This window comes from Xanthomonas sp. NCPPB 4037 (genome assembly GCF_041475695.2).
GTDB lineage: Bacteria > Pseudomonadota > Gammaproteobacteria > Xanthomonadales > Xanthomonadaceae > Xanthomonas > Xanthomonas campestris.
Genome location: NZ_CM191261.1, coordinates 1,226,368 through 1,239,676, shown reverse-complemented (window position 1 = coordinate 1,239,676; position 13,309 = coordinate 1,226,368). Strand labels below are relative to the sequence as shown.

The window sequence follows — 13,309 nt, the reverse complement described above, 5'->3', positions numbered from 1 at the left end:
AATTCTATGCGACTCACCGCCCTGCCCGCATTCGACGACAACTACATCTGGGCCCTGGTCGCCGATGATGGCCGTGCAGTGATCGTCGACCCTGGCCAGGCAGCACCAGTGTTGGAGGCCGCGCAGCGTGAGGGCTTCACTCCGGTGGCCGCCCTGCTGACCCACCACCATGCCGACCATATCGGCGGTGTGGCGGAGCTCCAGCAGCATTTTCCGGCGCTGGAACTGTACGGGCCGCACGACGAACGCATGCCTTCGGCCACCCGCCACGTCGCCCACGGCGAGACTGTGACGGCCCTGGGCATCGGCTTTGCGGTGCTGGAAGTCCCCGGCCACACCCGCAGCCATGTCGCCTATGTGGGTGACGGGCACCTGTTCAGTGGTGATACCCTGTTCAGCCTAGGCTGTGGGCGGATGTTCGAAGGTACGCCCCCACAGATGTTCGACGCCTTGCAGCGCCTGGCCTCCCTGCCAGGCGAGACGCTTGTGTGTTGCGGCCACGAGTACACCTTGGCCAATGCGGCCTTCGCGCTGCACGTCGATCCCACCAACGCTGCCTTGCAGCGCCGTCAACAGGAAGCCCAGGCAATGCGTCATGCAGCCCGTCCTACCCTGCCGATTTCGCTCAAGAGTGAACTGGCCACCAATCCGTTCCTGCGTCTGCATACTCCCGAAATTCGCGCCGCGGTCGCCGCGCACGCAAGTATCTCGATAACGAGCGATGTAGACGTATTTGCCGAACTTCGGCGCTGGAAAGACGTATTTCGCGCATGAGGCGCCTGCTTCTGGGTGTGTTGGCCGCACTGTCGGCCGCCGCACCGGTCGCCGGCTCCGCCAGCGAGCCAAGCACCTCTGCCACCGTCAGCAGCCAAGCACCGGCCGTACGCAACGGCCGGGATATCTTTGCCTCCTTCCTGGAAGGGCGTGCCGACCCAGGCTGCGATACCGAGCACAGCGATCGCCGTTGGGAGCAGCACTTCTCCCGCGCTCCGGCCCGTCTGGCCGATGATGGGCAGGACGTCCTCCCGCTGTTCGGCTACGTGGTCGACCAGCTGCGCGAAGCCGACATGCCCACCGAATTAGCGCTGATTCCCTTCGTGGAAAGCGGCTACCGGCCCGGCGCACGCAACGGCAGCGGCCCGGCAGGCCTGTGGCAGTTCATCGCCACGACCGCGCGCAATCACCACGTGCCGGTGGGCGCCCAGTACGACGGCCGCCTGTCGGCGGTGGATTCCACCACCGCGGCAGTACGCTATCTCAAGACCCTGTACGGCATGTTCGGCGGCGACTGGCGCCTGGCGCTCATGGCCTACAACGCTGGCGAATACCGCGTCTTGCAGGCCATGCGCAGCGCCGGCATGAATGCGCAGAACGCCCGGCCGGCCGAGTTGCCGGGCATGTCCAAGGTCACCTACGAATACGTGGAAAAGCTGCACGCGCTGGCGTGCGTGCTTGACCATGCGCAGGAGCAAGGGACCTTGATGACGTCGCTGGATCGCCCGGTGCCGGTGCTGACCGAGCACGCATTGCCGGCCGGCACCAGCCTCACCACCTGGGCTGGGCAGCGCGCTTTGGAACCGCAACTGCTTGCCCGCCTCAATCCGGCAGTGGCCAGCGCCCGGGCAGCGCCGCGCGGCGTGCATGTGCTGGCGCCCATCGCGCCGGCACAACCCGGGTCCGCTGGCGCTGTTGTCGCCCTGGCCGATCGCGCCGCCCTTGCAGATACGGATGACGGCAGTGCCACCACTGCGGTGGCCAGCGTTCAGACCTCCAAGCGCAGCAGCGCGCGCACGCACACCGTGCGTAATGGCGAGTCCGCGTGGGCGATTGCCAAGCGCTACGGAATCACGGTCACCACGCTGCTTGCCAGCAATGGCCTGGACAAGCGCGCGGTGTTGAAGCCGGGCATGGTGCTGTCGTTCGAAGATTCGCCCTGAGCCATCAGCCGCGCTTGCGGCGACTCGCCGGTAATTGCTCGACGTGCACTGCGCGACTGCAAAGCTGCAGCATTTTCCGGGCATCGCGTTTGAGAGCCTGCGGCGACAAAGGCGCTTTGCACGGCCCCGCTATTCCTTGAGCAATTATTTGCCTGCGACCGAGCTTTCCTGAGCAGTGATCTGTCGTCGGGAGAACGCGCCCGAGGGGCCGATGCGTGCAAAGTTGCTCACCCTGGCTGGGGCGTGACGCTCGGCCTGGGTCGCCCCCCCCCCCCCCCAGCACATGGGGAACAAAGCACGGAGCACACCAAGTGCTAGGTTTTCGCGCATGCGTCGCGAGGTTCTTTGTCTAGGTAGCAGCCACCAAAGCTGCTTTCGCGGACGCACGTCGACACAGTGACGCTACGCTAGCGCGCGTGTACGCGGCGCGGTCTGAACTCGCTCCGCCCGTGCACGTATCTAGTTCCACCGGGAGAGGCAGCGGAAGGCGGACGAGATTCGGCGCCTGCTTATTGAATGGCGACGAGCGATTGGGTTCTCTTCACTGCGGTAAGAGCACGAATCATGAAGCAGAACACGTGCAGAGCTTTCGCGCCTGTGGCGCGAGTCCCTTTTGTCTTGGCAAAAGGAACCAAAACCGCTGTCGCCGGCGCAATCCGGTGCGATGAAGCCGCACCGGTACCCTGTGCTCCTCGCCACACGCGGCACGGCGCCCAAACTCGCTACGCTCAAACAGGGCGCCTCTTCGGCCGCGCATGGCTGCGGTGCTCGGCTTGCTTTAAGGCGACTGGGTGAAGCAGGAGCAAGAGCGAACGGCAAGGCCGGAGCAGAGCCTGTGGTGTAGCGGCGGCAGATCGGCGTCGATTAGCAGAACAAATGCATCCACAGCCAGATCGACAGCGACAGCGAGATTCACCCACGTCATGTGAGCCTTTGCAGATATATCCGATCAGCCGGTTTGTTTGAGCACGAGCATCTGTCGCCAGGAGTCAGCAATCACGTGCGGCTGCTCTCCACTTCGCCTACTCGGCGGACGCAAATTAAACCAACGGTCGTGGCCACTACGCAGTGAATCGCCAAACGGTGCTCTGCGCCACTCCATCGTCAGGCTAGACCCACGCACTGCTGCAGAACTCATTTCATCTGGACACCACGCAGAGAGCTAGCGACAGTTCGGCGACGCTGGTCCGCCACAATCGCGGTCACCCGTTGGCACACAAGCGGGCTCCGGTGCTCCGCCTAGCGCACCAGGAGTTGAGACCAATCGAGCAGCTTCTGCACGCTTGCTCATTACCACCTCCAGCAGATCGCTGCTACAGCGCACGGTCGCACCACGCGCGCCTGCCCACACCCCTGTCCAAAACCCTCGCGCGCTCACCAAGCAACAGACCACCAAGCCACAGTGGGTCCGTATCTCGGCCAAAAAAAAGCCCGGTCATGCCGGGCTTCTCCAGTTCAGCGATGTCAGAACGCTTACAGCTGCGCTTCTTCGATCTGGATCTTGTAGCGCTTGCGCATTTCCTTGACGTAGGCCTGCGCCGCATTGCCGCCGTCGATCTGACTCAGCTGCTCGCGCAGCATGGTCTGCTGCTCGGCCGGCATCTGCTTGAGATCGCCCGGGGTCGACTTGCTCACTACGAACACCGCATAACGCCCGCCAGTGAGCTCAACCTTGCCAACCGACGGTTTGCCTTCGGTCGGGCGCGGGGCGCTGAAGATCGCCCGATTGGCGGCGGGCGTCGGCACCGGCGCGGTGCGCGGCAGCCCCGGAATCGGCGTGACCTGTAGCTTTTCGGCCGCCGCCAGCGATTGCAGGGTTTCACCCTTCTGCACACGCGCCAGCAGCGCGTCGGCCGCAGCCACCGCAGATTTCTTGGTGCGGTCGGCATGCACTGCGGCAATCACCTTCTCGCGCACCTTGTCCAGAGGCAACGCCTGTTCGGCGCTGTGATTGGTCACGCGCAACACCACGCTGTGGTTGGGCGCGATGGTGATCGGGTCGCTTACCGTACCGTCCTGCACCAGCGTTTCGGAGAACGCCGACCGCAGCACCGCCGGGTTGGCGGCAATGCCGCTGGCATCAGCGCGCGAGAACGGACCCAGCGTCTGCACCGGCAGGCCGACCTGCTTGGCCGCCGGCTCCAGCGCGGTGGGATTCTTGTAGACCTGGTCGACGAGCTTGCCGCTCAGGTCGGCAAACGCCTTGTCGGCGTCGGCCTTGAGCTGCTCGGCAGCCAATTGGTCACGCACCTGCTCGAACGGCTTGCCCTGTCCGCCCTTGACCTCACGCAACTGAATCACGTGGTAGCCAAACTCGGTCTTGATCGGGCCGACTACATCGCCAGCCTTCATCGCGAACAGCGCGTCTTCGAACGGCTTGACCATCGTGCCCTTCTCAACCCAGCCCAGATCGCCACCGGCGTCCTTGGAACCCGGGTCCTGCGAATTGGCCTTGGCCAGCGCAGCAAAGTCCGCGCCCGGCTGCTTGGCCTGGGCAGCCAGCTTGGCCGCTTTTTCTTCGGCGGCCTTCTGCGCAGCGGCATCGCTGCCGGCACTGATCAGGATGTGCGATGCCAGACGCTGATCCGGATCGACAAACCGTGCCTTCTCTTCTTCATAGCGTTTACGCAGCGTTGCTTCGTCGGCCGCGGTGGCGGGCGGCAAGGTAGCTGCATTGAGCTCGACGTATTCGATCGTCACAGTTTCCGGCTGGCGGAAATCCTGCGGATGCCCGTCGTACCACTGCTTGATCTGTGCATCGCTGACCGGCGCGGTATCGGCGGTCGGCTCCGGCAGCATCGCCAACTCGACATCGCGCGTCTCGCCCATCAAGGTGAGCAGGCGCTCGAATTCACTCCTGGTCGCAAAGCCCGATTCGGCCACCGCCTGCGGAATCACCGACTGCTGCAAGCTATCGCGCACCAGCGCGTCGAACTGCGCAGGCGTGCGCGGCGGGGTGCCCTGCGCAAGCGCTGCGCGGTACTGGTCGGGGCTGAACTTGCCATCGATCTGGAAAGCCGGAATATTGGCGATGTAATCGCGCACGGTGGCATCACCGATCACGATTCCCGCATCTTCCGCACCCAAACGCACGACCTGCTCGTCGACCAACTGATCGAGCACCTGCAATTTGTTCTCGCGCGATTCGAACTGACGCGGGTCGAAATTCTCGCCCTGGCGCTGACGTTCCTGCATACGCGCCTGTTCGAAGCGCGCACGGAAATCCTGCGTGCTGATCTCATGGTGCTGCCACAGCAGCGAGACCGGCCACCATGACGGTGCGGACTTCCACCATGTCGGGGGCGCCTGCACCTTGGCCACGTTGTTGGCGCCAATGCCGCCAAGGTAGCTGTTGTCGATGACGAACAGGAACGGAATCATCAGCAACCCCAGGATGGCGGTAGCGATCCAGCCTGACGTCTTGTCGCGAAGTTTCTGCAGCATTGGCAAATCACGGCCTGTGGGCGAGCCGCGCAGTGTAACGCGCTTCGCAGCCGGGCACCCAGCCCGACACCACCGCAGCGCCGACCGCTTGTCTCGTAGCAAAGGGACGTAATGATTTTGGCCCAAAAAAAAGCCCCCGGCACAAGGCCGAGGGCTTGGAAAAACTGGCGGAGCGGACGGGACTCGAACCCGCGACCTCCGGCGTGACAGGCCAGCATTCTAACCAGCTGAACTACCGCTCCGCTTTAAACTTGGACATCTTCTCTCCACGACATCCGCGCAATGCAAATGCTGTGGAGAAAACGAAGCCCCCAATCGCTCAGGGGCTTCGGTGTAACTGGCGGAGCGGACGGGACTCGAACCCGCGACCTCCGGCGTGACAGGCCAGCATTCTAACCAGCTGAACTACCGCTCCGCGCTTGAAACTTTTGCCTGGTGCTTATCTGGTGGGTGCTGAGGGTTTCGAACCCCCGACCCTCTCCGTGTAAGGGAGACGCTCTACCGCTGAGCTAAGCACCCTAGCGAGTCGATTAGTTTACTGCATCCTTCAGGGCTTTGCCAGCCTTGAATGCAGGATTCTTCGAAGCAGCGATCTTGATGCTGTCGCCCGTCTTCGGATTGCGGCCGGTACGCTCAGCGCGCTCGCGGACCTGGAAGGTGCCGAAGCCAACGAGGGTGACGGCGTCGCCCTTCTTCAGCGCCTTGGTGATTTCGCTCACAACCGCGTCGACAGCACGGCCGGCTTCAGCCTTGGAGATGTCAGCAGCAGCGGCAACGCCATCGATCAATTCGGTTTTATTCATTCTTGAAACTCCCTTTGCGGCAGATGCCGCGGAATCGACAATCGGCGCTCTTGCCGTTAGCGAAGAACCCGACACAAGTGGTATCGCGTGACGCATCACATTTTGCCGCGCCCACGAGTCGTGCATTTATACCAGCGCACCCAAGCGCGCGCAAGCCAAAACCCAATAACGACGCGGGTTTTGGCCTGTTTTGCCTAGGTTTAAACAGAGCACTTTAATGCTTGACGCGGGTGCCCGGTGTGGTACGCGACTTGCCGCGCACCGCTACACGCGAGGCGGTCTTGCGTGCTTTTTCCTTGCCGGCTTTCTTCGGCGCCAACGGGCGCTCCAGGGCCAGATCCAGCACTTCGTCGATCCACTTCACCGGCACGATTTCCAGATCGCGCGTGACGTTGGCCGGGATGTCCGCCAGGTCCTTGCGGTTCTCATCGGGGATCAGCACGGTACGAATACCGCCGCGCAATGCTGCCAGCAATTTCTCCTTCAAGCCGCCGATCGCAGAGACGCGGCCGCGCAAGGTGATTTCGCCGGTCATCGCCACGTCCGCACGGATCGGCACCTTGGTCAGGATCGACACCAGCGAGGTCACCATCGCGATACCTGCACTGGGGCCATCCTTTGGCGTGGCACCGTCGGGCACATGTACGTGCACGTCCTGCTTCTGCAGGAAATCCACATCGATGCCCAATCGCTCGGCACGCGAGCGCACCACCGACAAGGCCGCCGATGCCGACTCCTTCATCACGTTGCCCAGCTGACCGGTGAGGATCAGGTTGCCCTTGCCCGGCACCAGCGTGGACTCGATCTGCAGCAGTTCGCCACCGACTTCGGTCCATGCCAGGCCCGTCACCAAGCCAATCTCGTTCTCTTCTTCTGCACGACCGAAATCGAAGCGACGCACGCCCAGATACTTGTCCAGGTTCTTGGAGGTCACCGTCACCAGCGCCTTGGGCTTGGCCTTCTTTGCGACCGCCTTCTTGGCCGCCGGCTGCGGGCCAGCCAATGCGATTTCCTTGACCACCTTGCGGCAGATCTTGGCCACTTCGCGCTCGAGGTTACGCACGCCCGACTCACGCGTGTAGTAACGCACCACGTCCTGGATGGCATCGCTGCCGATCTCGATCTCTTCCGGCTTCAAGCCGTTGGCCTTGATCTGCTTGGGCACCAGATAGCGCATGGCGATATTGAGCTTTTCATCCTCGGTATAGCCGGGGATGCGGATCACTTCCATGCGGTCCAGCAGCGGGCCGGGGATATTGAGCGAGTTGGAGGTAGCAACGAACATCACCTCCGACAGGTCCAGATCCACTTCAAGATAGTGGTCGTTGAAGGTGTGGTTCTGCTCCGGATCGAGCACTTCCAGCAGCGCCGATGACGGATCGCCACGGAAGTCCATCGACATCTTGTCGATCTCATCCAGCAGGAACAGCGGGTTCTTGCTGCCGACCTTGTTGAGGTTCTGCACCAGGCGGCCCGGCATCGAACCGACATAGGTCCGGCGATGGCCACGGATCTCGGCCTCGTCGCGCACGCCGCCCAGGCTCATCCGCACGAACTTGCGGTTGGTCGCCTTGGCGATCGACTGACCCAGCGACGTCTTACCCACACCCGGTGGGCCGACCAGGCACAGGATCGGGCCCTTCATCTGCTTCACGCGCGACTGCACGGCCAAGTACTCAAGGATGCGTTCCTTGACCTTGTCCAGACCGTAGTGATCGGCATCCAGCGTATCCTGCGCAACTTTGAGATCCTTGCGAACCTTGGTGCGCTTCTTCCACGGCACGCCGAGCAACCAATCAAGATAGTTGCGCACGACCGCAGCTTCGGCAGACATCGGCGACATCTGCTTGAGCTTGTTGAGTTCGGCCTTGGCCTTGGTCTCGACCGGCTTGGGCATGCCGGCCTCGGCGATCTTGCGGGCGAGTTCTTCCAGTTCGCCGGGCGCGTCGTCCAGATCGCCCAGTTCCTTCTGGATCGCCTTCATCTGTTCGTTGAGGTAGTACTCGCGCTGGCTCTTTTCCATCTGCGACTTGACGCGGCCGCGAATACGCTTTTCCAGCTGCTGCACGTCGATCTCGCCATCGACCAGACCAACCAGCAGTTCCAGCCGGTCGCCGATCTCGGTGATTTCGAGCAGGCGTTGCTTATCCGCCAAACGCACGCCGATGTGTGCGGCGATGGTGTCGGCCAGACGTCCGGGCTCATCGATGCCGGCCAGGGTCTGCAGCAATTCCGGCGGCAGCTTGCGGTTGGTCTTGACGTACTGTTCGAACAGCGACATCAGCGAACGCGCAATCGCCTCCAGCTCACGCGGCTCGCGTGCATCGCTGGCTTCCACTTCGGTGCCGCGGCCCTGCAAGGCGCCGTCCTGTTCCGCCACCTTGTCGACGGTGACGCGCGACAACCCTTCGACCAGCACCTTGATCGTGCCATCGGGCAGCTTGAGCAGTTGCAGCACCTGGGCAAGCGTGCCGACCGTGTACAGATCGCCCGCTGCCGGGTCGTCGGTCTCGGCCGACTTCTGCGCAACCAGCAGGATGCGCTTGTCCGCCTCCATGGCTTTTTCCAGCGCGCGCATTGACTTGTCACGGCCGACGAACAGCGGAATCACCATGTGCGGAAACACCACCACGTCGCGCAGCGGCAACACTGGCAGATCGAGAATTTCTGGTTGGGACTGGGCCATGGGGCGCTCCGCGGGATCGAGGAATTGGGGCGTAAAAAAAGCCGATGGCCCCGTTATGGGGCCATCGGCGAGGTGTTGCAAGTAGCGGTCGGAAACCCTTTAGCCGCCAGCGAGGCCAAGGCCTGCCGGCATCGCCGCGAGGCCTCAGTCGCCAGACGCGGCCTTGGCCGGAGCCGGCTGTGCCTGGTAGATCAGATACGGCTCGGACTTGTGTTCGATCACCGATTCATCCACCACCACCTTGCTCACGTTTTCTTGTGACGGCAGCTCGTACATCGTATCCAGCAGCACCGATTCCACGATGGTGCGCAGGCCACGCGCGCCGGTCTTGCGCTTGAGCGCCTTCTTGGCGATCGCCGACAGTGCGTCTGGGCGGAACTCCAGCTCCACGCTTTCCATCTCGAACAGCTTCTTGAACTGCTTGGTGATGGCGTTCTTCGGCTCGGTCAGGATCTTGATCAGCGCCGGCTCATCGAGTTCCTCGAGCGTGGCGACCACCGGCAGGCGGCCGACGAACTCGGGGATCAAGCCGAACTTGATCAGGTCTTCCGGCTCGACTTCGGCCAGGATCTTGCCCACTTCCTGCTTGCGCTCGCTGCTCTTGACCTTGGCGCCGAAGCCGATACCACCAGCATCGTTGGAACGCGCCTGGATCACCTTGTCCAGCCCGGCAAACGCGCCGCCGCAGATGAACAGGATGTTCTTGGTATCGACCTGCAGGAATTCTTGCTGCGGATGCTTACGCCCACCCTGCGGCGGCACCGAAGCCACCGTGCCTTCGATCAGCTTCAGCAATGCCTGCTGCACGCCTTCGCCAGACACGTCGCGGGTGATCGACGGATTTTCGCTCTTGCGCGAAATCTTGTCGATTTCATCGATGTAGACGATGCCCTGCTGCGCTTTCTCGACGTCGTAGTCGCACTTCTGCAGCAGCTTCTGGATGATGTTTTCCACGTCCTCGCCGACATAGCCGGCCTCGGTCAGCGTGGTGGCATCGGCAATCGTGAACGGCACATTGAGCAGGCGCGCCAGCGTTTCGGCCAGCAGCGTCTTGCCCGATCCGGTCGGGCCGACCAGCAGGATGTTGGACTTGGCAAGTTCGACCTCGTCGTTCTTGCTCCGGCTCTCGATCCGCTTGTAGTGGTTGTACACCGCCACTGCGAGCGTGCGCTTGGCGCGCAACTGACCGATCACGTATTGGTCCAGCACCTCGAGGATCTCGCGCGGCTTGGGCAGGCTGGAACGTGCCGACTGCGCCTTCTCTTCGAGTTCCTCGCGAATGATGTCGTTGCACAGCTCCACGCACTCATCGCAAATGAATACGCTGGGACCGGCAATCAGCTTGCGGACCTCATGCTGACTCTTACCGCAGAACGAGCAGTAGAGAATCTTGTTGCTGTCGCCGGAACGACCTTGGCGGTCTTCGCTCATGCTTCTGTTACCCAGTTACCCCACCCGATGCACGGGGGTTCGATTTCGAGAATAGCACAGGGTCGGGAGGACATTCGTCCAGCCCGACCCTGCCAGTTTTTCCAGCAATTTCAGGCGTCTGCGACTCAAGACGGCTGGATCGACTCTTCCGGACGGCGTTCCAGCACCTGATCCACCAGGCCATAAGCCTGTGCATCGACCGCGCTCTTGAAGTTGTCGCGCTCGGTGTCGCGCGCGATAGTCTCCAGCGACTGGCCGGTGTGCTTGGCGAGGATCTCGTTCAAGCGCGAACGCAAGGTCAGGATCTCGCGGGCGTGGATGTCGATATCGGTCGCCTGGCCTTGGAAGCCGCCCAGCGGCTGATGGATCATCACGCGCGAATTCGGCAGCGCATAGCGCTTGCCAGCCGCACCGGATGCCAGCAGCAGCGCGCCCATCGAGGCCGCCTGGCCCACACAGATCGTACTCACGTCCGGCTTGATGTACTGCATGGTGTCGTAGATCGCCATGCCGGCGGTGACCACGCCACCGGGCGAATTGATGTAGATGCTGATGTCCTTTTCCGGGTTGTCCGCTTCCAGGAACAGCAGCTGCGCCACGATCACGTTGGCCATATGGTCGTCGATCGGACCGACCAGGAAGATCAGACGCTCCTTCAGCAGACGCGAGTAGATGTCATACGCACGCTCGCCACGGCTGGTCTGCTCGACCACCATGGGCACCAGGTTCAGGGCTTTAGTCACAATGCTCATCAGTCTTCCTGTTGTGGCAGCGGCCTGTGCCGATGCCCGTGTGTGAGATCCGCACCCTGGCTAACCGGGTGCGGGCTCGTACCACGCGGTCGCGTTAAACGCGAATCGCGTCCTGGAACGAAAGCGACTGCTCGGTGTGCTTGGCGCGCTCGGCGATCCAGTCGATCACCTGCTCCTCCATCACACGGCTCTGCAGCCCACTCATCAGTTGGGGGTCGTTGCGGTACATCTCAATGACCTGTTCCGGCTCTTCGTAGGTCGAGGCGATCAGACGCAGCGTTTCGCTGACACGCTTGGATTCCAGGCGCAGCTCATTGCGACGTGCGACTTCGCCCACCAGCAGGCCTACCAGCACGCGTTTGGCAGCGGCGTCCATGAACCCCTGGTGCGCATCGGCCGGGATCTCGCCCGGGTTGCGGCCGCTGCGACGCATCTGGTCGACCTGTTGCGCCAGCATCGAACGGGCCTCGTTCTCGACCAGGCGCGGCGGCATTTCCACATGCGCGTAGGCGGCGATCAGCTGCTCGCCCACTTCACGGCGCAGACGGTTCATCAACGCACCCTTGAGCTCGCGCTCCAGATTGGTGCGGATGTCGGCGCGGAACTGCTCGGCATCGCCACTCTTCACGCCGAAGCTCTTGATGAACTCCTTGTTGACTTCCGGCAGCACCGGCTCGGACACCTCGACTGCCTTGACGTGCACCTGCACGGTCTTGCCGGCCAGCTGCGGCACGCGCCAGTCCGCCGGGAAATCGATGCTCAGGGCCTTGTCTTCGCCCTTGGACAGGCCTTCCAGGCCCTTTTCGATCTGGTCGAACATCACGCCCGAGCCCAGCACGCTGCTGCCGGTCTCTACGCCTTCGGCAGGCAGACGCTCGTCGCCGGCCTGCGACCAGGTCTCCAGCGCGACCAGATCGCCGACCTGCGCGCCGCGCTCGACCGGGTTCCAGGTGCGGCGCTGCAGACGCAGGTTCTCGATCATCTGGTCGATGTCGGCATCAGTGACTTCAGCGGTGTGACGCACCACCGACAGGTTGGTCACGTCGATGTCGCCGAAATCCGGCACCACTTCGAAGGTGGCGACGAAATCGAAATCGCTCTCGCCCTGGTCGATGCGCGGGTTGCCGGCCAGACGCAGCGAGTGCTCGCGCACGGCCGAGTCGAAAGTTTCACGCAACAGGCCTTCCATCGCCTCGGCACGCACCTGCTGACCGAAGCGCTGCTCGATGACCTTGGTCGGCACCTTGCCGGGCCGGAAACCCTTGATGCGCGTGGTCCGCGCCAGTTCGCGCAGGCGACCACCAACATGCGTCTCCAGGCGCTCCTGCGGCAGGGTGAAGGTCAGACGGCGTTCCAGATTGCCGGTGGATTCGATCGATGCTTGCATGTTGACTCCTGCCACCGACAGCACACGGCGTCGGCACGAGATGGAAGAGACGGGTTGACGGATGGCGAGAAAGCCGCCGAGCCTTGTAGTTTCGCCGATAACGGCGGCCGCTGCCAGCGGCATGCGAAGAACGGGCTGCGCTGCGGGGGATGCGCCCGCTGCGGGTCGCGTGAAACGGCCGGAACATTCACGGCCGCGCTGCACTGGTGCGAAAGGGGGGACTCGAACCCCCACGCCTTGCGGCGTCAGAACCTAAATCTGGTGCGTCTACCAATTCCGCCACTTTCGCGAGGCTGCACGTGCAGGTGCATTGTTGCAGGGATGTCTGCAAAGAAAAAGGCACCCGCACTGCGGATGCCTTTTAATTGGTGGGCCGTCAAGGATTCGAACCTTGGACCTATTGATTAAGAGTCAACTGCTCTACCAACTGAGCTAACGGCCCTGAAACTGGTCGCACATTGTATGCGCGTTTTTGCTTCGTTGCAACACCCCGCGACGCATCGGGTCAAACCTTCCTGCAATCAGTGGGGTGGCTGAGGGGACTCGAACCCCCGACATCTGGAATCACAATCCAGTACTCTAACCAACTGAGCTACAGCCACCACTGAAAACCTACTTCCTACCGCACCGCCGATGGCGCGCCCGACAGGACTCGAACCTGTAACCGCCGGCTTAGAAGGCCGGTGCTCTATCCGGTTGAGCTACGGGCGCCCGGACCGAACTTCGCATTCCCACGCCGCCAAAGAGCTCAGAGTGGTCGGGGTAGAGGGATTCGAACCCCCGACATCCTGCTCCCAAAGCAGGCGCGCTACCAGACTGCGCTATACCCCGGCGGGACCTTTCAATCCCGAAGGCTCGAAAGGTCGGCT

The 13,309-nt window shown here is 62.6% G+C and carries 8 protein-coding genes and 8 tRNA genes; 2 read left to right on the top strand and 14 right to left on the bottom strand.

What is annotated here, in order from left to right:
• Positions 1 to 6: 6 nt before the first annotated feature.
• On the top strand, positions 7 to 774 hold the full coding sequence (gene gloB / locus ACCQ01_RS05570; protein ID WP_228433762.1) for a hydroxyacylglutathione hydrolase: 768 nt from the start codon (positions 7 to 9) through the stop codon (positions 772 to 774).
• Positions 771 to 1,937 (top strand): lytic transglycosylase domain-containing protein, encoded by a 1,167-nt coding sequence (locus ACCQ01_RS05565; RefSeq protein ID WP_228433760.1) that lies wholly within the window; start codon positions 771 to 773, stop codon positions 1,935 to 1,937. The genes gloB and ACCQ01_RS05565 overlap by 4 nt, the downstream gene beginning before the upstream one ends.
• Before the next feature lie 1,473 nt (positions 1,938 to 3,410).
• Here ACCQ01_RS05565 and ACCQ01_RS05560 read toward each other — a convergent pair.
• From ACCQ01_RS05560 to ACCQ01_RS05495, 14 genes are all read right to left on the bottom strand, one after another.
• Entirely contained in the window at positions 3,411 to 5,381 is a 1,971-nt protein-coding gene (locus ACCQ01_RS05560) for a peptidyl-prolyl cis-trans isomerase (RefSeq protein WP_228433759.1), read from the bottom strand.
• Positions 5,382 to 5,546: 165 nt separating this feature from the next.
• Positions 5,547 to 5,623, bottom strand: a tRNA-Asp gene (locus ACCQ01_RS05555).
• A 96-nt stretch (positions 5,624 to 5,719) separates the two neighbouring features.
• Positions 5,720 to 5,796: transfer RNA gene (locus ACCQ01_RS05550), tRNA-Asp, on the bottom strand.
• A gap of 29 nt (positions 5,797 to 5,825) precedes the next feature.
• Positions 5,826 to 5,900: transfer RNA gene (locus ACCQ01_RS05545), tRNA-Val, on the bottom strand.
• 11 nt (positions 5,901 to 5,911) lie between these two features.
• On the bottom strand, positions 5,912 to 6,184 hold the full coding sequence (gene hbs, locus ACCQ01_RS05540; protein WP_002806049.1) for a non-specific DNA-binding protein Hbs: 273 nt from the start codon (positions 6,182 to 6,184) through the stop codon (positions 5,912 to 5,914).
• 214 nt (positions 6,185 to 6,398) lie between these two features.
• Entirely contained in the window at positions 6,399 to 8,870 is a 2,472-nt protein-coding gene (gene lon / locus ACCQ01_RS05535) for an endopeptidase La (protein ID WP_042595020.1), read from the bottom strand.
• 144 nt (positions 8,871 to 9,014) lie between these two features.
• On the bottom strand, positions 9,015 to 10,301 hold the full coding sequence (clpX, locus tag ACCQ01_RS05530) for an ATP-dependent Clp protease ATP-binding subunit ClpX (protein ID WP_011036185.1): 1,287 nt from the start codon (positions 10,299 to 10,301) through the stop codon (positions 9,015 to 9,017).
• Between the two features lie 125 nt (positions 10,302 to 10,426).
• On the bottom strand, positions 10,427 to 11,053 hold the full coding sequence (clpP, locus tag ACCQ01_RS05525) for an ATP-dependent Clp endopeptidase proteolytic subunit ClpP (RefSeq protein ID WP_002806026.1): 627 nt from the start codon (positions 11,051 to 11,053) through the stop codon (positions 10,427 to 10,429).
• A 94-nt stretch (positions 11,054 to 11,147) separates the two neighbouring features.
• The gene (gene tig / locus ACCQ01_RS05520; protein WP_116922490.1) at positions 11,148 to 12,440 is read right to left on the bottom strand and encodes a trigger factor; all 1,293 of its coding nucleotides are present in this window, start codon (positions 12,438 to 12,440) and stop codon (positions 11,148 to 11,150) included.
• A 204-nt stretch (positions 12,441 to 12,644) separates the two neighbouring features.
• A tRNA-Leu gene (locus tag ACCQ01_RS05515) sits at positions 12,645 to 12,729 on the bottom strand.
• A 77-nt stretch (positions 12,730 to 12,806) separates the two neighbouring features.
• Positions 12,807 to 12,882 (bottom strand) — tRNA-Lys (locus ACCQ01_RS05510).
• A gap of 83 nt (positions 12,883 to 12,965) precedes the next feature.
• Positions 12,966 to 13,042, bottom strand: a tRNA-His gene (locus ACCQ01_RS05505).
• A gap of 32 nt (positions 13,043 to 13,074) precedes the next feature.
• A tRNA-Arg gene (locus ACCQ01_RS05500) sits at positions 13,075 to 13,151 on the bottom strand.
• A gap of 43 nt (positions 13,152 to 13,194) precedes the next feature.
• Positions 13,195 to 13,271: transfer RNA gene (locus ACCQ01_RS05495), tRNA-Pro, on the bottom strand.
• Between the last annotated feature and the right edge of the window lie 38 nt (positions 13,272 to 13,309).